Origin of the sequence: Telmatobacter sp. DSM 110680, assembly GCF_039994875.1 — a bacterium.
Lineage (GTDB): Bacteria > Acidobacteriota > Terriglobia > Terriglobales > Acidobacteriaceae > Telmatobacter.
In genome coordinates this window covers 4075737-4094383 of record NZ_CP121196.1, presented here as the reverse complement: position 1 = coordinate 4094383, position 18647 = coordinate 4075737, and the positions used below count along the sequence as shown (strand labels likewise).

Genomic DNA, 18647 nt, shown 5'->3' with positions numbered 1-18647 from the left:
CTTAGGACTCCTTCTGGTCATCGGCATGTACTTCCGCGATGACTGCCTTTTTGCGAATGTTTGTCACCACGGCGTGAGTCGCAACTCCGGCCAGCGTGGCCGCCGCTACTACTGTGCCCACCGTGTCTGCAGTGCTCTCGATACCGAAGCCGGGGAACGACGCCAGATGCTGATAAATCGGACCGTTGTCCCAGAAGCCTTCTTCGCTGCACCCGATGCATGGGTGACCTGTGCGAATTGGAGAGCTGGTGCCTTCATTCCATCCCACTACTGAGCAGGCGTTGTAAGTTACCGGGCCTTTGCAGCCCATCTTGTACAGGCAATATCCCTTGCGCGCGTTCTCGTCGTCGAACGACTCAACAAAAAGACCGGCATCGTAGTTCGGGCGGCGATAGCACGTATCGTGTACACGGCGTCCGTAGAATTCTTTCGGCCGGCCAAGATTGTCGAGCGCTGGAAGTTGTCCCAGCACCAATACGTGCGTCACAATCGCCATCATCACGTCCGCAATCGGAGGGCATCCGGGCACGTTGATTACCGGCTTGTTCACCAGCTTGTGAATCGGAGTGGCATTCGTCGGATTCGGCTTGGCAGCCTGCACGCAGCCGTTTGAAGCGCAACTGCCCCACGCCACAATCGCTGCTGCATCCTTTGACACATCCTGCAAAATTGACTGCGCGGTCTTTCCGCCAATCATGCAGTAGACGCCGCCGTCCTTGGTCGGAACCGCGCCTTCCACCAGCACAATGTACTTGCCCTTGTTGTTCTTGATCGTGTCCTGCAGGCTCTTCTCTGCCTGGAAACCAGAAGCCGCCATCAGCGTCTCTGAGTAATTCAGCGAGAGCACATCCAGCAGTGCGTCGGCCACAATCGGGTGCGATGCACGGATAAACGATTCGCTGCAACAGGTGCACTCCTGAAAGTGCATCCACACTACGGCCGGCTTTTCCTTCTTCTCAAACGCCGACACTACCTGGGCTACGCCGCTCTTCGCAAAACCGGCAGCCGCTGCGGCTGCCGTGCAAAACTGCAGAAATTGTCTGCGGCTATATCCCTTTTGCTCCATCGATTGCCAGATCGATTGCCCCATGCCCACCTCGCTTGCAGTGCGTCAATCGCAGTGCGGGTGCCGGAAGCTCCTCAGGCTGATCCAGTCCGTCAGATCACATCTGGAAGTCCAGCAAATGTAGGCACAGTACTTAGCTCAAAATACGGTCGGCTGTGAGCGTCATCACAAGTGTTACAAATCACTTCGTTTGTGCACATCTGGAGCGCAGTTGTGATGGTCCTCACGTTACAAAAACCACACGTGCGGCTTCTTCTTCTGCCTGATTGTGTCGCAGCACACCTTACTTAAGGCCGCAAAGCCCAAAACTTGAGCAAAAGGTAACAGCGCGCACTTTGCCCCGTCGGGATATCATGCATCATGCCTTTCAAGGGAATCAGGGCTCTTTGCCTGACCGCCGGATTGGTCTTGATGACCGCGGTTGCCCGTCCGGAAAATCCGAATGCCCTCCTTCCCGCGAGCCTGACGGCACCGCAGATCGTGGAGCACATGCTCCGCCATAATCGCACGCAGGCCGACGAACTCAAGCACTACCAGGAACTTCGCCACTACCAGGTCCAGTACAAGGGATTCGCGGCAAATCTGGTGGGCAAATTGGATGTAGCCGTTACCTTCGACGCGGCATCTGGCAAGAGCTTCCGCATTGTGTCGCAAAGCGGATCAAAGCTCCTCTGCGACAAGGTGTTGAAGAAGGCTGTCGACAGCGAGGCTGAAGCCGCTCAAAACCAGGCCGCAACTGCTCTCACACCGGAGAACTACAAATTCCAGCTCTCAGGAACCGAAACTCTCGCTGGAAGACCTGCCTACATCCTCGACGTTGAGCCTGTAACGGACAGCAAATTTCTCTATCGCGGCAAAATCTGGGTTGACGCTGCCGAGTTTGCCGTTGTCAAGGTCAAGGCAGAACCGGCGAAGAACCCCTCGTTCTGGATTCTCCGCCCCCAGATTACCTACACGAGCGCCAAAACCGGAGACTTCTGGCTTCCTGAATTCAACCGCAGCGAGACCAAAGTTCGCGTTGGCGGAACCGCCGTCTTCACCATCGACTACGGAACCTACCAGGTTGATCCCGCTGCGTCGGCCACCACCGCCAGCCGTTAAAGCGCTAGGGCAACAGCCTGCGGATGGCAAACATGGTCGACCGTTTGAGTGTCTTTTTCATTCGACCGCCAAGAGTGAGGCTACGAGGCGTCAGCGGCTCGTCGACCGCCTCAGGCTGCCTCTCGCAAGCGAGCTTATATTGCTCAACGAGTTGTATTGTCGCGGATCTCCAACTGTCCCGGGAAGCGTGCTCTCTCGCAGCCTCTCCGAGAAATCGCTGACGATCCTTCGATTCAAGCAGTTCCCCGATCCTGGCGATAGCTTCCGCCGTTGTGTCGAAGAGATAGCCGCTGACACCGTCCTCGATCATCTCTGGAATGCCTCCCGCGCGCACCGCAACCACCGGCAGGCCCGCACACATCGCCTCCAGAACGACCAGCCCCAGCGTCTCGGTCCGCGAGGGCATCACAAAGATATCGCTCGAAGCATAAGCACCGGCGAGTTCCTCTCCGTGTAGAAATCCGGCCATGTGCACTGGCATTCCAGCGAAGTGCTGTTCCAGCGCCTTACGATGCGGACCGTCCCCCACCAGCGCCAGGCGCGCCTGCGGAAAGGCCTCCAGCATAGGCTTCAGACTCTCAATGTCCTTCTCCGCAGAGAGTCGTCCGACATAGAGCAACAGGGGACTTTCGGGTTGGCCTTCGGTCAGTCGTGCGCGCATCACTTCGGAGCGGCGCGAAGGATGAAACAGGTCCGCATCCACGCCTCCCGGCCACAGTGCAACCCGCTCAATCCGGTGCGATCGCAACTGATCCACCATCTTCTTCGATGTGCAGAGATTGACGGCAGCCCGCTTATGGCGGAAGCGCAGGATCTTCCACACATGGGGTTCCAAAAATCCCAGGTGATAGTAATGCAGATAAGCCGGAAGATCTGTGTGATACGAGATCACCAGCGGCAGGTGCAAAGCGCCGCCGAACTTCCCGCCACCATAGTAAAGGCCGGCAATTCCCAGCAGCGCCGGCTCTGCTACATGCAGAACGTCCGGTTTGAAGTCCATGAGGTGCTTGCGCATCGAGGCGCGCGGCAGTGCCAGGCGAAGATCGGGGTACAAGGGAAACGCAGAACTCTTCAGGCCCACGATCCGGCAATGCTCGAACTCGGTTAGGCCGCCCTCTGGAGCAAAGATAAGGACTTCGTGCCCCAATGCCTTGAGCTGCTTCACCGTCTGACAAACGGTGGTCACAATGCCATCAACTTTGGGAATGAAGGTCTCGGTGAAGAAAGCAATGCGCATGTGTGGGCGGGCAACCGTTTGTTGAACAGGAATTGCACTGAGAGTAGCACGCTCGCGATGCGCCACCTCGTAAGTGCAGCTATTCAAGCATGATCGCCAATCCACAACGAGAGTGCAAAGTAACTCATAAGTTATTGACGATTGTGTACACCGCAAAACATTACAAAAAAGTCATAAAGAAAGTTAGTTCTATCTGCTACGTTTCCAAGTAACCCCCAGTGAAGACCCCAAGGGCTTGATTTTTGCTTCCCCGATCTCGTTGAGCAAAACGGTGCTTTGCTATTGTTTTCTTCATTTATTCCGGCTTTCCAGCGATGAAACGATTCGCATCATCACCGCGCCGTACCTCTAAGTCGTAACTGTTCTGCTCATTGAAATCGAACCGTACTGGGACAAAAGGGGCAAAATGGCCAGTTCGAGGGTTTCGTACCTCTGGAATGATCTAAAGGCGCCGCAAGGATTCCGAACCGCAGTTTCTCTCCACAGCCATACCAACGAGTCCCGCGAGACGTTGAGCTCTCTCGCCAAGTTTGGAAGTCAATACGCGTTGATGCGGCACTTGATGGCAAAATTGGAGCGCCGATCCGAAGCCAATCATGGAATGCGTGCCAATTACAAGGCTGCTTACTGGACGCCTCCGCTGACCCCGAAACGCGCGTTCGATCTTGAGAGTCAGCAGATCGAAAAGCTGGATCTGGCCGCGATGGTTTCGCTCACCGATCACGACAACATTCGCGCGCCGCAGATTCTGCAGTCTGCAGCCGAAGCGCCCTCGCTTCCAGTTTCAGTGGAGTGGACAGCCCCGTACGGCGACCAGTCTTTCCACCTCGGTATCCACAACCTTCCCGCCGCTAGCGCCTCTATTTGGATGGAAGTTCTCGCTAGCTACACCATCAATCCCAGCGAAGAGCGGTTGAAGGAAATTCTCGTAGCTCTCGACGCTGAGCCGGAAGTTCTGGTCGTCTTCAATCACCCCATGTGGGATCTGTACCTGGTCGGCACGCGAACCCATAATTTTCTTGTCAATGAATTCATCCACAAATACGGTCCTTGGATTCATGCTCTGGAATTGAATGGACTCCGTCACTGGGATGAAAATCGCGCCGTCCGGCAACTGTCCGAGCAATGGGACATCCTCCTCATCTCCGGTGGTGACCGGCACGGCCTGGAGCCGAACGCCAATCTCAACCTGACGAACGCCACCAGCTTCTCAGAATTCGTGCACGAGATCAGGGTTGAGAAGAAGAGTGACATCCTCTTCATGCCGCAATACGCCGAGCCATGGAAGCATCGCATGTTGCGGTCAGCTGTCGATGCCATCCGCGATTATCCCGACTTCCCGCAGGGCTCGCGCAGATGGGATCAGCGCGTCTTCCATCCCGACGCAGACGGCGTGGTCCGGCCTCTCAGCGATCTCTGGCCCGATGGGACGGCGCCAGCAGCGATGACCTGCGGCATCGGCGTGGTTCGCATGATGGGTAAGGGAGTCGTTTCTCAGCTTTTCCGCATGGCGTGGAGCGAATCTCACGAACTGCGGGAAGCTCTGGGCGAGTTCAATGCCCCGGCTCCGGTCACAACATGCCTCGAAGCCCCTACGCCTTGAAGATCTGCCGCTGAAACCGTTGCTTCGAGGTCAACACCTTTACCGTAAGCCCGGACCTTGGAACTGCATACCCTTTGGCGGCGTCAAGTGCCATGGCGTGCATTTTCACGCCAAGTACCTGAATTGACTCGCTAAATTCCTGTCGCAGTTCTGCAGGGAATTTCCAGATGCAGTCGCACAATAGAACTATGCAAAGCATGGGCAATCACCATAGGTATTCCGTGCCTCCTCCTGATCGGCAAAAAACGCAGGCCCCCTCCCCCCGGTATTACTACTCTTTTCCTTCGCCTGTCCTGAAGTAACCTCTCCCCCTGAGTAGGAGCTCGATAGACGAACGGGAGTCTTTTCAGCCTGTAATTGCGATAAGCTTCACCGTTCTCTGCAATCACACCAAATGGTGACAACAGGCACTTACCAGATGCACTTACGGTCATTTACCCTCTTCTTAGATTTCGCCTTGCGGATTTTCGAGATATGCTGGAAGTGCCTCAAGCTTGGTGCATAAGTTCAGCGTTTGTTTGATTGCCGCATCGATGACGCAGTCACAAGGAGACCGTAGATAGATGGGCCAAGCTAAACCGGGGAAGATAGATCTCCTGCCGGGCACTCTGCGTGGTCGCGATTTTACGTGCAAGTGCACTGTTGAGCTCGCGAGCAAAATAACTCGCGGAGCGCCGGGGACTGCAGTAAAAACGATCCTTCGAATCACCGCCTCCGATCAAGTGCCCCCGGACGGGGCTTATGATCTGGATGTCCGTGGCCGGATTTTCAAGGTTCGGCGCGACGGCGGTGAATGGCCTACTGTTCCGCTCTGAGTATTCTTCAGGCTCGAATTAAATGCTGCCAAATAGAAAGGACCTCACGAATGAGGCCCTTCATAAACATCAGACATCAGTTCAAATTACTCACTCCGCAAGCCTTGATCTACTTCACTGCCCAACCCTCGCCTTGATCAGCTCGTCCAGATAATCCGGCTTGCTCTCTTCGCGAACCAGGTGCGGATAACGCGGCCCATCGTGGTAGTTGACGATGCACGTCCGGTAGAACTCATCCACCACGACCAGAAGCGTGATTGGCTTCGAATCATCCTTTGCATCCTTGATGGCCGCACCCAGCAGATCGGGAGTGAACACGCGTCCGTTCACACCCACAAGTTTCATCCCCGAGGAGACTCCGGCCTCAAATGCGGGACCTCCCACAACCGAATCGCCCACCGTGCCGTCGGCACTAACCTGCAGCCCTATGGAGTACATATATCCGGGATTGCGGCGCCCTTCGAGCTTTGACGGCTCGCCACTGTACGTCACCTTCCAGCCGCCGTTCTCAATTCCACCAACCGGCGATTCTTTCGCCGTCGAATCCAGGCGCGAATGGAAGAACGTCGCCCAATCGAATGGAGCAATTGCATTCAGATCGCTGACCAACTGGTCGAAGGTATACGTCCTCACCTCCGGCCCATTGTTCGCGCCCCCGTGGAACGCATGACAGAAGTCGTCAATCGACTTGGCTCCATGCGATTCACGATGAATGATCGTCGCCACTTCAAGCCACAGCAGATCGCCTTCATCGTAATAGTCCGTGCCGCGTCGCCAGCTCATCCAGCCGCGCGCCCCGAATCCCATGCCAAACTCCGCATCCGCCGTATCGCGCAAGGGGCGCCACGTACGCCCGGTCCGTCCCGGACCCAGTGAAGCCGCGATGCTCGCCATGTATTCGTGATACTGATCTGGTGTCCACAAACCACTGCGCGCAGCAAGCAGTGGGCCCACGTAGTCGGTCAGCCCTTCATAGCCCCACAACAAATCTGTCTTCATCGGCTCTTCAAAGCCAGGAACGGCCAAGTCCGCAGGCCGGCGATACTTGCCATTCCACGAGTGGGCAAACTCGTGCGCCAGCAATCCTCCGAGCGCCATTCCCGAGCCCGGTCCCAAGAGCACATTTTCGGGCAGCCGGCTGTCGTTCGACTCGTGATGCTCCAGTCCGAAGTGCGCTACATGATCGCTGAGCCCGAGAATAAAGTGGTAGTCGCGATAATGCCGCGCGCCAAACAACTTGCCTGACTCCGCCACCAGGTTGGTCATCGCCTTCTGGTCTTTGGCGCTCATGTTCAGCGCGTCTTCGCTGTCAGCCACCATGTCCATTTGGTGATGAATCGGCTCTCCTGCAGGAGTGATGTCGATGTTCCGGTAGTACTGCCCGGTCGCCACCGGCGAATCAACCAGAAGCTCAAACGAAATTGGCTTGAACGAAACTTCGTTCCCGCTCTGTTCCGCCACGGGAAGGGAACTGCCAAACTTCCAACCCTCGGGCATGATCAGCTTCGTGTCATACATCAATTTGTTTGCCGGCGTGCCCTCCGGATACAGTGCAACTTCGTTCCATTCGAGAATAAGCAACTTGTCGGTTGCAGAACCGCCATCCGGCTCGATGTAGTCGTAGTTCGCCTCAAGCTTGCTCGCGCCCTCAGGCACTACGACATGAAACGTAAATACATCCAGCAGGTCGCGCTGCCAGGGAACCGCCTTGCCTTCCGCTTCGAAGTGGAGGCCCGCGAGGCTGCTAATCGGCCCGTCCGGCCCGTGTTCGCCAGGAATCCATTTGGGGTAGTACACCGTCAGCGGCCCCGGTTTCACCGGCATCACCAAATGGGCATGAAGAATCTTGTTACGCGTTTTTGTCGCGTCCACGGTGAGCGAGATATTCTGCGCGCTGAGAGAGACGAGCGCTGACATCAGAATGCCCACCGGTAGAAGCGCGAGCGAGGTTGTGGGGCGAATCTTCATTGCAAATGCTCCTTGAGAGGAAGAGGACGTCAACGGAATCATATCAATCCGATTCCGGATGAGAAGCACGCAATAGACAGGAGTTTTACTTTTGCGGCACTTCGAGAGCACCGGTAAGGCTGGCGACGCGTTCTACATGATGACTGCGGCACCACGACTCGATGCCTTTCGCCAGTCGTTCGGTAGCGCGCGGATCGGCATAGCTAGCCGTCCCCACCTGCACGGCAGTGGCGCCGGCAAGCATGAACTCAACAGCATCCTCGGGAGTGACGATGCCGCCCAGTCCAACGATGGGAATATTGACCGCCTTCGCGGCTTCATACACCATGCGCAAGGCAATTGGCTTGATAGCAGGCCCGGATAATCCACCGGTCACATTCGTCAGCCGTGGCTTGCGGGTTTCAACGTCGATCGACATCGCAAGGAAAGTGTTCACCAGGCTCACAGCGTCTGCACCTGCAGTTGCGCAGACACGTGCCATGGCCGCGATGGATGTAACGTTGGGCGACAACTTTACCACCAGCGGTCTCTTCGAAACGTTTTTCACTTCATGCACCAGGTATTCGAGCGAGCCAGCATCGGAGCCGAACGCCATTCCCCCGGCATGCACATTAGGGCAAGAGACATTCAACTCATAAGCAGCGACGCCGTCGGCATCATTCAGCCGCTCCACCACCTGTTTGTATTCGCTCACCGTATATCCGAAAACGTTGACGATCACTTTGCAGGAGGGATAGCGCTTCAGCGGAGGAAGTTTCTTCTCGATGAACTCCTCGACGCCAATGTTTTGCAGCCCGATAGCGTTCAGCATGCCCGCCGGAGTCTGCAGGATGCGCGGCGCTGGATGACCGGCCATCGGCTCCAGCGAAATGCCCTTGCTGACAAACGCGCCGATTCTCTCTAGCGAAACGATCTCTTCAAATTCGATGCCGTAGCCAAAAGTACCGCTCGCCGCAATGACCGGATTGGTCAGTTCGATGCCGGCGAACTCCACCTTCATATCGGGTTTCAAGCGCGGTCGTCTTCCTCGAAAGCTGAATGTCGATTGCTGGCGGGAGCCATATCTCCATGATACTAGCCGGCAGTGGACAGACAGATTCTCAAACTAGGCCGGCAGTATGGAAAGATTAACCGCTGGCCCGATTTGCCTGTCAGGTTACTCGTAGCGCAGCGCCACGGTGGGTTCCACATGCGCCGCTCGCCGCGCGGGGATCAAGATGGCGACCGCGGCTGTAGCCACCAGAACCACCGAGACAACCGCGAAGGTCAGCAGATCCGATCCGCTGGTGCCATACAGCACGCTCGCTGCGAATCGGCCGACAACTAGTGCGATGGCAAGCCCGATCGCCAGACCGATTCCCGTCAGGATAAGGCCCTGCCGCAGAACCATGCTCAGAACCCCGCGAGGCTTGGCTCCCAGCGCCATCCGAATCCCAATCTCGCGCGTGCGGCTGCGGACCGAGTAGCTCATCACTCCGTACAGGCCAATCGCCGCCAAGGTAAGGCCGACCGCGCCAAAGATGCCCAGCAGCAGGGCGGAGATGCGCGGCAACAGCAATGACTTGTCGACATGTTCCTGCATGGTCTGAATGTTGAATACTGCCATGTTTGGATCAAGCGCGCCGATCTGCTCAGGGACGGAGTGAACCAGGGCGCCCGGCGCAACCGTGGTCTTCACGATCAGTGTGGTTCCGAAGAAGCTGTTGGCTTTCTCAGGAGCAGCATTGAGATACATGAAGATGGCATCAAGCGGTTTCTCACCAATAGTGCGCAGCTTTGAATTTCGCGTGATGCCGATAACGGTGTATTGATCTTTGTCCTGCCGGATCACACGGCCGATCGGGTCTTGTCCGGGGAACAGATGGGAGGCCATGGTCTCGTTGATGATCACTGAGTGCTGGTCGTCGGTCGAGGACGTAAAGTCCCGCCCGCGCAGCAATGGAATTCCCATCGTATTGAAATACCCGCTGCCAACGCTGTTGGTATCGGCATTGATGTTTTGCTTGGGATGATCTTTGACCGCATCCACGTCGTAGCTGTTATTGGACGCGCCGATACTCAACGGCACCACGCCCACGAAACTTACAGAGCGCACGCCAGGCAACGCGGAGACCCGTTCTCGCACATGACTCAGGAACTGCACAGTCTTGTCATGCGAGTAGCTTTGCAACTTTGGATCCATCGTCACCATCAGCATGTTGTCAGTCTTGAAGCCAATGTCGATCGACGAGGCGTTGCCGAGGCTCCGCAGGAACAATCCCGCAGTCGCCAGCAGCACCAATGACAGCGCAACCTGAACGACCACCAGCGCGCTGCGCAGGTGCGAACGCCCCACGCGTCCGAACATCGCAGGGCCATCCTTCAAAGCGCCAACCAGGTCAGGCCGTGAAGCACGCATCGCAGGAACCAGTCCAAACAGCAAAGCGGTGACAATCGAAAGCCCCAGCGTAAACAACGCCACCCGGATATCGACATTGAAGTCGAACACCACCGGGAAGGGCAGTGGCAGCTGGAAGTTCGAGATCGCTCGCGCCGCCCCTGCCGCCAGCAGGAATCCAACGCCCGCGCCCGTCAGCGCCAGAATGAAGCTCTCGAACAGCAGTTGCCGTATGAGTTGCCGGCGCCCCGCCCCCATCGCAAGGCGGATGGCAATCTCTTTCTGCCGCCCGATCGCGCGAGCCAGCAGCAGGTTCGCCACGTTGGCGCATGCTACTAGCAGCACCAGTCCCACTACCACCATCAACACAGCCATCAGCGTGAATGCCGGAGTTGCGGAACCCGCAATAAGTCCACCCGCCGTCTGCAGGGTCAACGTATCGTGCCGCTTTTCGTCTTTGCGATAAGTGTCATCGAGCCGCTTCTTGATGATGTTCAGCGCGACCTCCGCCCGCTTGCGGGTCACGCCCGCCTTGAGCCGTCCGTTCAGCATCAACCATTGATTGTCACGCCGTGTGGTGATGCTCCCTTCTGTGATCAGGTCAGGCATGATCTCAGACGCGACGGCAAGCGGCACCCAGAACTCGGATACGATACCGCGATCAACTCCATAGAACGCCGCCGGCGCAACTCCCACCACCGTGTAGTACCGTCCGTTGAGAGCAACATCGTGATTCAGAATGTTCGCGTCGCCGCCAAATCGACGCCGCCACAGATTATTGCTCAACACCACCACGTGGTTATGACCACCCGCCTGGTCATCTTCCGGGACAATCGGCCGGCCCAGTGTCATCGGCACGCCTAGGCTGGGAAAGAAGTTGCCCGTTACCGACTGCCCCCATACCCGCTCCGGCTCTCCCTTGCCGCCGATGCTCGCGGGAATCAGCGGAAAGTGTCCCGCCAGCCCTCCCTCAAACAGGTCGCCGCTCTGATCGCGATAGTCGAGATAGTCCGGGTAGGAGTAGGACTGGCCTTCAGAAAACATCACCACGCGACTTGGATCTTTTACCGGCAACAGGCCCCACAGCAGCCCATTTGCCACGCTGAACACCGTCGCATTGGCCGCGAAACCCAGCGCAATCGAAATGACAACGATCAGTGAAAAACCGGGCGACCTAAGAAGGGTACGGATCGCGTAGCGGAGATCGTGAAGCAGGTTGTCCATGGGCAGCCTCGATCGAAAGAGAATCTCAAGGGGATAGTACGCAGATCTGGTTCGGCAAGTTCTCAGAAACTGCGCTTGACTTCACCTTGCTGATCTAAACCGCATGGTACTATCATGCAAATCTGTTCCGAACTTCCCCGGGGGACCGCAACATGTCTAGCTTTTCCTCTGTGCTTCGACGCAGGTGTGCGCCCGTGTTTTTGGCAGCAATTTGGGCCCCATCCATCAGCGTTTCCGCGCAAGCACCTTCCAGTACTCCCACCGACGTCGTGATCCAGAACGCGACGGTCATGACCGTCACCCATGGCACGATTCCACATGGCAGCGTCTGGATTCACAACGGAAAAATCGCAGGTGTCGGCGCGACCGTCAACGCTCCCGCTGGTGCCAAAACCATCGACGCCGCGGGCAAGTACGTGACGCCGGGAATTATCGACCCGCACTCCCACTCCGCCCTCGGTGACGACGTCAACGAAGCCACCAGCCCCGTAACCCCATCGATGATGATGATCGACGCCTTCGACAATCGCGACAAGGCGCTGTATCAGGCACTCGCGGGAGGTGTGACAACCGAGCTTCTGCTCCACGGATCGGCCAACATGATCGGCGGCCAGGCTGTCGTCATCAAGAACAAATTCGGCCTCTCACGCGATGAGATGCTCTTTCCCAATGCCCCACGCTCCATCAAGTTCGCCAGCGGAGAAAATCCAAAGCGCGTCTACGGCCGCCGTGGCGAAGTCCCCTCCACCCGCATGGGCAACTTCGAGGTCATGCGCCAGGCATTTGAGGATGCAAAGGCGTACATGGCATCGTGGGACGCCTACAACGCAAAGGTCGCGAAAAGTGATAAAGACGCCGTTGCACCCAAGAAGGATTTGAAACTCGAAGCCCTCGCCGATGTTCTGCGCGGCAAACTTCTCGTGCAAATACATTGCTACCGGGCCGACGAATTCCTCACCGAAGAAGCGATTGCGAAAGAATACGGGTACAAGATTCGCGCATTCCATCACGCGCTTGAGATGTACAAGGTGGGCGACAAGATTGCCCCCACCGGCACCGGCATCGCCACATTTGCCGATTGGTGGGGATTCAAGGACGAGGCATGGGACGCGATTCCCTGGAACGCGGTGATGAGCACGCGCGAAGGCGTCCGCGTCGCACTTAAAAGCGATTCCAATGACTACGTCCGCCGCCTCAATCAGGAGGCCGGCAAGATGGTGAATTACGGGGGAGCCACCGAGGACGAAGCTCTGCGAATGATCACGCTGAATCCAGCATGGATCATCGGCGTTGACGATCGAGTCGGCTCGCTCGACGAAGGCAAGGATGGCGATGTCGTGATCTGGAACATGGACCCGCTATCCACCTACGCGCGTGTCGAGAAAGTATTTATTGATGGCGACATGTTCTTCGATAGTTCTATGCCAGGCTTTGGTACCACCCACTTCAACGGCGTCATGCACGAAGCTGGCTTTGAAGGCAGCGACGATGAAGGAGGCGGACAATGAAGTCAACACTCCTCATAGCATTTTTCGCATGTGCTTCCTTGACAGCGTTGACTGCTTCGGCGCAAACGGTCCAGCCCGTCTCGCAGCCCGGTCCTAACGATACCGCCGGGATGACCGCGAAGACCATCGCCATTGTTGGCGGTAAAGTCCTCACCGTCACCCACGGCACGATTGAAAACGGCACCGTGATTATGTCGGGAGGAAAGATCGTCGCGGTAGGCTCCGCGAAGGCGACCAAAGTCCCTGCTGGTGCTGAAATATTTGACGCCAAGGGAATGACCGTCTACCCAGGGCTCTTCGACGCAGAGACCAACCTCGGACTGACTGAGGTTGCCTCTGACCAGAACAGCAATGACCTCGCAGAGACAGCAGATGAAATCGAGCCTCAGATGCACGCGGCTGACGCATTTCATGCCGAGACCGTTCATATTCCGGTGGATCGCCTGAACGGAATTACGAATGCGATCGTCGCTCCGGCTTCCGAGGATTCGATCGCAGGACAGGACTCCGTAATCCAGCTTTATGGCCGGGATCGCGACCAGATGTTGATGCAGCGGGACGTTGCCCTGGCGATGAACTTTGAAGGCAGTGTGCGCAGGAAGGGGAACTTCAACGGCGGTCCTTCGAAGTTTCCAACCACGCGTATGGGACTCGCCTCCCAGATCCGGCAGGCATTTCTCGATGCCCAGGCGTATGAAGTGGAACGTGCAGCCGCCACGAAGCCCGATCACAAAGGTGTGCCCCCCAAACGCGATCTAAAACTTGAAGCACTGTTGCCTTACCTCCACGGCGAAAAGCCCGTGGTGCTGGCGGCGCGCGAAAGCTATGAGGTTGAAGTTGCGATGGGTCTAGCGAAGGAGTTTCACCTCAAAGTCATTCTCAATCACGTAACGCATGCCCAGGACGTGCTCGACGAGATCGCCTCGTATCATGTGCCCGTGATCGTCGGTTCTGTTTACGACTTTCCTCGCCCGGATGAACGCTACGACGCGGTCTACTCCTTGCCAGCGGAATTGCAGAAGCGCGGCGTGAAGATTGCACTCTCGTCTGATGGCGGCGGTGAGGGAGGCAGCCGCAACTTGCCCTACGCAGCGGGATACGCTGTGGCCTACGGTCTTCCCTATGACGAAGCTTTGAAGGCCATCACCTTAAATCCGGCAGAGATGTTCGGACTCGGAGATTCGCTCGGATCGCTTGACGTCGGCAAGACCGCAAATGTTGTCGTAGCCAACGGAGACCCGCTCGACGTAAGAACTTCAGTGAAGCAGGTCTTCATTGACGGCAACGCAGTCCCCATGGTCAGCAGGCAAACCAAACTTCGCGATGAGTACATGCCACTCACAACAAAGAAGCCTTAGTTCGCAACTCCGCGATTCGGTGTTCCAAATAAATTGAGGCGGCCCGCAAAGGCCGCCTCTCTGTTCCCATTGTTGAAATTCTAAACCGTCACTGGCTCCGTTGCGTTCACCTTCACCGGCGTCAGCCAGCCAAAGCGATCCGGCTTCAATCCGTTGGCGATGGAGAAGAACTCGTCCGCGATCTTCTTCGTAATCTCGCCGGTCTTTCCGTCTCCAATCAAAATGCGATCAATGGAGCGAATCGGCGAAACCTCAGCTGCCGTTCCCGTGAAGAACACCTCATCCGCGATGTAGAGCATCTCTCGCGGGATCGGCTGCTCAGTAACCGCCAGTCCAAGGTGCCGCGCAATCGTGAGCACACTGTCGCGCGTAATCCCAGACAAGGCAGAGTTCGCCAGCTGCGGTGTATACAGCACCCCATTCCGCACCACAAACACGTTTTCGCCGGAGCCTTCGCTGACCAGACCGTTCGTATCCAGCGCGATGCCTTCAACGTAGCCATTGATATCGGCTTCCATGCGGATAAGCTGCGAGTTCATGTAATTAGCGCCGGCCTTGGCGAGTGCGGGCATGGTGTTCGGAGCAAGCCGATTCCAGCTTGAGACGCATACATCGGCCCCACCAGTTCCGGCCACGTACTTGCCCCATGGGAAGTTGGCCATGTAGACCTCGATCGGCGATCCCTTGGGATTGACGCCAATCTCCCCATAACCCCGCAACGCAATGGGACGGATGTAACAGGGCGCGATTCCATTTGACTCGATCAGATCGACGACGCCGGCGCACAATTCGTCGAGCGAGTAGGGAAGCTCCATCCGATATATCTTGGCGGAGTCACGCAGGCGCTGCATGTGCTCCGGAAGCCTGAAAACCGCCGAGCCCTGGGGCTGTGCGTAGCAGCGGATTCCTTCGAACACGCTGGAGCCATAGTGGATTACGTGGCTCATTACGTGGATGTTGGCGTCCTCCCACGGAATCAGGTTGCCGTTGTGCCAGATTTTGGATGTCTTTTGAATGGGCATGGGGATGCGCGAGCTCCTTCGTCACGTCGATGCGCGATTACCTCAAGCCTATCGCCTTTTGGCGCTGCCTGTCACGGCAGTGCCGTCAGGTCGAGGAGAAGGGTACTCACTTTGGCATTGCGACAGTAAAGGTTGCGCGAATCCGTTGGAATTGGCGAGAACCGGTGGGAAATCAGGGACCGGTTACCCGCATCTGTTGCCAGCCCGGCGGTGCGTTGGTTGAGTTTACGACCGCCGTTCCGTTAGTCCAATAGTTGCTCTTAGGACCGGTCCACACCTCTCTGGCTTCGCCGGTAAAGGGATCGATGGTCGGTGTCACACCGCGTAAGGCTTGCGTAAACCCTTCAACCTGCGAAGCCTGTGCGGCCTGGTGCCTTTCAAATCCGGCCACCTGGTCGCGCATCGCCTGCATCTTTGCTTCGAACTGCTGCACCTGCTGGGCCAGAGCCTGCACGCGCTGCTGCTGCCGGGCGCGTTGGTATTGCAACGCGTATGCGTCCAACTGCTTCTGCTTCTCCATCCAGACTGGATTGAGCTTGAAGGTTTGTGCACAATGCTGCAGGACAGCGCGCGCCATCCCGACCTTGTCCGGCGCGCTGAGGAAACTGCCAATCGTCGGCACTGACCACACGCCTCCCGCCTGCGATGTTCGGTCGTAGACGAACGCAATGCGCTCACCTGCGCCTGAACCGCACCGATAGGCAATGGCTCCGGTCGAAGTATTGCTCAGCGATCCGTCTGACGGAATGTAGTCAGGAACAGAAAAGTCGACGTTCGCTGCATCGCCCGCTGCCTCGTGACAAACCGAATAGAACCGCACATGGGAGTACAGCACCGCAAACTCCGGGCCGGTGCGGTAACGCGCAACAACGAGCTGTGCCTGCGCCCCAAGGTCGTTCACTTCGCCCTCTCGCGAATGGTACTGATTGGGAAGGGCGTACGTGGGAATCGCAAGATCACCGAGTCTCACGTTAACAAGTCCATCCGGAGAAAGAAGATCGACCATCGGCCTCTCGTCGGAGTACCCCATCCGGAACAGCCCTCCGCGCACTGTCCATCCTTTGGGAACTTCCACGCTGAAAGATTGTTCAAATGGATCCTCAAACCTCACCCACACCAGTGCCGCTCCGCCCGGGGATGCGGACTTGGTCGGAGCATCTGAATTCTCATGCGATGAGGCCAAACCGGCATTCGGCATCCTTCCCGAACAGCCGCCGATCAATGGCCCCAGGAACAGTGTGAACGCCAGCGCGGCTGAGATCCGAGAAGAAGGGCAAGAACTTGGCTTCATGTGACACCGTCCTTTGCACACTCGACAGTCGTCCCGAAAGGGGTTTGCACACAGGGGCGACGCCGAAAAGGATAATTGGCATCCATTGCCGCAATCAGGGGAGGGAATCACGGCTGATTTGAGAAGCCGAATGTTGCACAGGCTCGAATCGAATGTCAACACGAAAACGATCTGCAAATGCGGTCCAGACCCATGTGCTAAGGTTCAGGCGTGACCGCAGCGCAGATGAGACACTCGTCGCGTGCAGCAAGAGTAATGCTGCCGCGCATGACCCGCAAAGAGGGGTACACGCCGCATCCCTTTGACGCGCAGTACGAGGTCAAAACCAGCGGTCTCATTCCCGGTCGCTATCTCAAAACCGGTCACACCCACGACCGCCATTCCACTGCCTACTTCGGTGTCGCTCCATCGGTGTTCAAGGGGCTACTCAAGCGATGGCAACGCACCGAGCGTGCCGCCCCTCTCGACGACTTCACTTTCATGGACATTGGCGCTGGCATGGGGCGTGCCATGCTACTGGCCTCGCAACATCCCTTCCGTAAAGTCATTGGAATTGAACTCAATCCGGTCCTCGCTGACATTGCCGGCCGCAATATCACCAAATGGCAAGCGGCAGATCGGGCGTTCGCACCCATGCGAATTGTCTGCGGCGACATACTTGACGCACGGTTTCCTGGTGGACCATGCCTGCTCTTTCTCTTCAATCCCTTCGGCGCCGCGGTCATGCGCCGCATGCTGGCGCGTCTCGCCCATATTTTTTCCAAACGACCCGGACAGCTTGATCTTCTCTACGTCAACCCCGAACAGGAACACGTGATCGAATGCCAGCCCGGATTCAAACGGCTCTTTATCGGGCAGGTTCGTCGCTCGCGCGTCGACTCCATCGCCGACCACAAAATCATGGCCAACCAGCCCGACGGCGAATACGCCTCCGCCAACTACGAAGACTGCTCGATCTGGAGATGGATGGGCAAGCCATAAACTGCCGAAAGTATTGACGAATCGACCCCTGAGGGTGGAACGTTTTCGGGGAGCCGAAGAATTGAAAAGAAGGGGGACCCAAGATCCCGCATCCTCCGGGGCCCAAAGGAGTACGACCTTGAAAGAGCCGCATCTGATCCTGGGAATTGGCGAGTTGTTGTGGGACATATTGCCGGAGGGGCCGCGACTAGGCGGGGCACCGGCAAACTTCGGCGTCATGGCTGGCCGCCTCGGCAATCATTCCGCGATCCTGAGCCGCATCGGCCGCGATGACCTCGGGCGCGAAGCCGTGCATCGTCTAGATCCCCTGCCTGCCGACACCAGCTATCTGCAGATCGATCCGGCGCATGAGACCGGCCGGGTTACGGTCTCGTTCAACGATGGCCAGCCTGCGTATACCATCCATCAACCTGCGGCATGGGATTCAATGGAACTCTCCGACGATTGGATCAAGCTCGCTGAGCGTGCGGACGCCATCTGTTTTGGATCTCTCGCACAACGCAGTATTGAATCCCGCCAGACCATCCAGACGCTGGCAGCGCAAACATCCTCCCGCTGCATCCGCATCTTCGACGTCAATCTCCGTGCGCCGTTCTACTCCAGCGAGATCATTCAGGAATCCCTCGAACTGGCCACCGTCTTCAAGATGAATGATGCCGAGGTCCCACTGGTTCTCTCGCTGCTCGGCATGCCTCCCGAGGACGACGCAACTATTGAATGCCTGCGCAAGAGCGCCGAACGTCTTCTGATGGAGTTTCCGACACTCAATCTGGTCGCCATCACCTGCGGTGGCCTCGGTAGCCTGCTGGTCACGCGCGAAGAATGGCACCAGCATCCGGGATTCCCTGTCAAGGTGGTGGACACCATCGGCGCCGGAGACGCATTCACCGCTGCCATCACCCACTACCTTTTGCGCGGAGCTGAATTGCCGGTTTTGAACGAGGCCGGGAATCGCTGGGGCAGTTGGGTAGCGTCACAATCCGGTGCGATGCCTCCACTCCCCGAGGCCACCCGCGCCGGGATTGAAACGGCCATCGAGCAGTCTGCATAGGTTTGTATCGTCCAAGTCCGGCGCCTTCCACGCTTGTGTACCATG

At 57.3% G+C, this 18647-nt stretch carries 13 protein-coding genes; 6 read left to right on the top strand and 7 right to left on the bottom strand.

Features of this window, described 5'->3' with window-relative positions; all coding sequences use genetic code 11:
* Position 1 precedes the first annotated feature (1 nt).
* A complete protein-coding gene (locus P8935_RS16975; protein ID WP_348261483.1) occupies positions 2-1090 on the bottom strand; it encodes a hydrogenase small subunit in 1089 nt (362 codons plus the stop codon).
* A gap of 336 nt (positions 1091-1426) precedes the next feature.
* Between P8935_RS16975 and P8935_RS16970 the strand changes: the two genes are divergently transcribed.
* Positions 1427-2167, top strand: coding sequence for a hypothetical protein (locus P8935_RS16970; protein WP_348261482.1), 741 nt, complete (start codon positions 1427-1429; stop codon positions 2165-2167).
* A gap of 4 nt (positions 2168-2171) precedes the next feature.
* Here P8935_RS16970 and P8935_RS16965 read toward each other — a convergent pair whose 3' ends face one another.
* Positions 2172-3491 carry a glycosyltransferase family 1 protein gene (locus tag P8935_RS16965; protein WP_348261481.1) on the bottom strand — a complete coding sequence of 440 codons (1320 nt, stop codon included), beginning with the start codon at positions 3489-3491 and terminating at the stop codon, positions 2172-2174.
* A 319-nt stretch (positions 3492-3810) separates the two neighbouring features.
* Here P8935_RS16965 and P8935_RS16960 point away from each other — a divergent pair, with 319 nt between their 5' ends.
* Positions 3811-5007, top strand: a complete 1197-nt coding sequence (locus tag P8935_RS16960; protein WP_348261480.1) for a hypothetical protein — start codon at positions 3811-3813, stop codon at positions 5005-5007.
* A gap of 929 nt (positions 5008-5936) precedes the next feature.
* Here P8935_RS16960 and P8935_RS16955 read toward each other — a convergent pair.
* The 3 genes from P8935_RS16955 to P8935_RS16945 form a co-directional block, all read right to left on the bottom strand.
* On the bottom strand, positions 5937-7790 hold the full coding sequence (locus P8935_RS16955; protein WP_348261479.1) for a M61 family peptidase: 1854 nt from the start codon (positions 7788-7790) through the stop codon (positions 5937-5939).
* An 85-nt stretch (positions 7791-7875) separates the two neighbouring features.
* A complete protein-coding gene (locus tag P8935_RS16950; RefSeq protein WP_348265351.1) occupies positions 7876-8790 on the bottom strand; it encodes a dihydroorotate dehydrogenase in 915 nt (304 codons plus the stop codon).
* Between the two features lie 156 nt (positions 8791-8946).
* Complete coding sequence (locus P8935_RS16945; protein ID WP_348261478.1) at positions 8947-11391, bottom strand: ABC transporter permease; 2445 nt, start codon at positions 11389-11391, stop codon at positions 8947-8949.
* A 200-nt stretch (positions 11392-11591) separates the two neighbouring features.
* Between P8935_RS16945 and P8935_RS16940 the strand changes: the two genes are divergently transcribed.
* Together P8935_RS16940 and P8935_RS16935 are read left to right on the top strand one after the other, a co-directional pair.
* Positions 11592-12899 carry an amidohydrolase gene (locus tag P8935_RS16940; protein WP_348261477.1) on the top strand — a complete coding sequence of 436 codons (1308 nt, stop codon included), beginning with the start codon at positions 11592-11594 and terminating at the stop codon, positions 12897-12899.
* Positions 12896-14257: an amidohydrolase family protein gene (locus P8935_RS16935; protein ID WP_348261476.1), complete on the top strand. Its 1362-nt coding sequence runs from the start codon at positions 12896-12898 to the stop codon at positions 14255-14257. Before P8935_RS16940 ends, P8935_RS16935 begins: the two co-directional genes overlap by 4 nt.
* 80 nt (positions 14258-14337) lie before the next feature.
* Here P8935_RS16935 and P8935_RS16930 read toward each other — a convergent pair whose 3' ends face one another.
* Positions 14338-15279 carry a branched-chain amino acid transaminase gene (locus P8935_RS16930; RefSeq protein WP_348261475.1) on the bottom strand — a complete coding sequence of 314 codons (942 nt, stop codon included), beginning with the start codon at positions 15277-15279 and terminating at the stop codon, positions 14338-14340.
* A gap of 172 nt (positions 15280-15451) precedes the next feature.
* Positions 15452-16570 (bottom strand): hypothetical protein, encoded by a 1119-nt coding sequence (locus tag P8935_RS16925; protein WP_348261474.1) that lies wholly within the window; start codon positions 16568-16570, stop codon positions 15452-15454.
* A gap of 267 nt (positions 16571-16837) precedes the next feature.
* Between P8935_RS16925 and P8935_RS16920 the strand changes: the two genes are divergently transcribed.
* Together P8935_RS16920 and P8935_RS16915 are read left to right on the top strand one after the other, a co-directional pair.
* Positions 16838-17551, top strand: a complete 714-nt coding sequence (locus tag P8935_RS16920) for a class I SAM-dependent methyltransferase (protein ID WP_348261473.1) — start codon at positions 16838-16840, stop codon at positions 17549-17551.
* A gap of 118 nt (positions 17552-17669) precedes the next feature.
* Positions 17670-18602, top strand: coding sequence for a carbohydrate kinase (locus tag P8935_RS16915; RefSeq protein ID WP_348261472.1), 933 nt, complete (start codon positions 17670-17672; stop codon positions 18600-18602).
* The last annotated feature ends 45 nt before the right edge of the window (positions 18603-18647 follow it).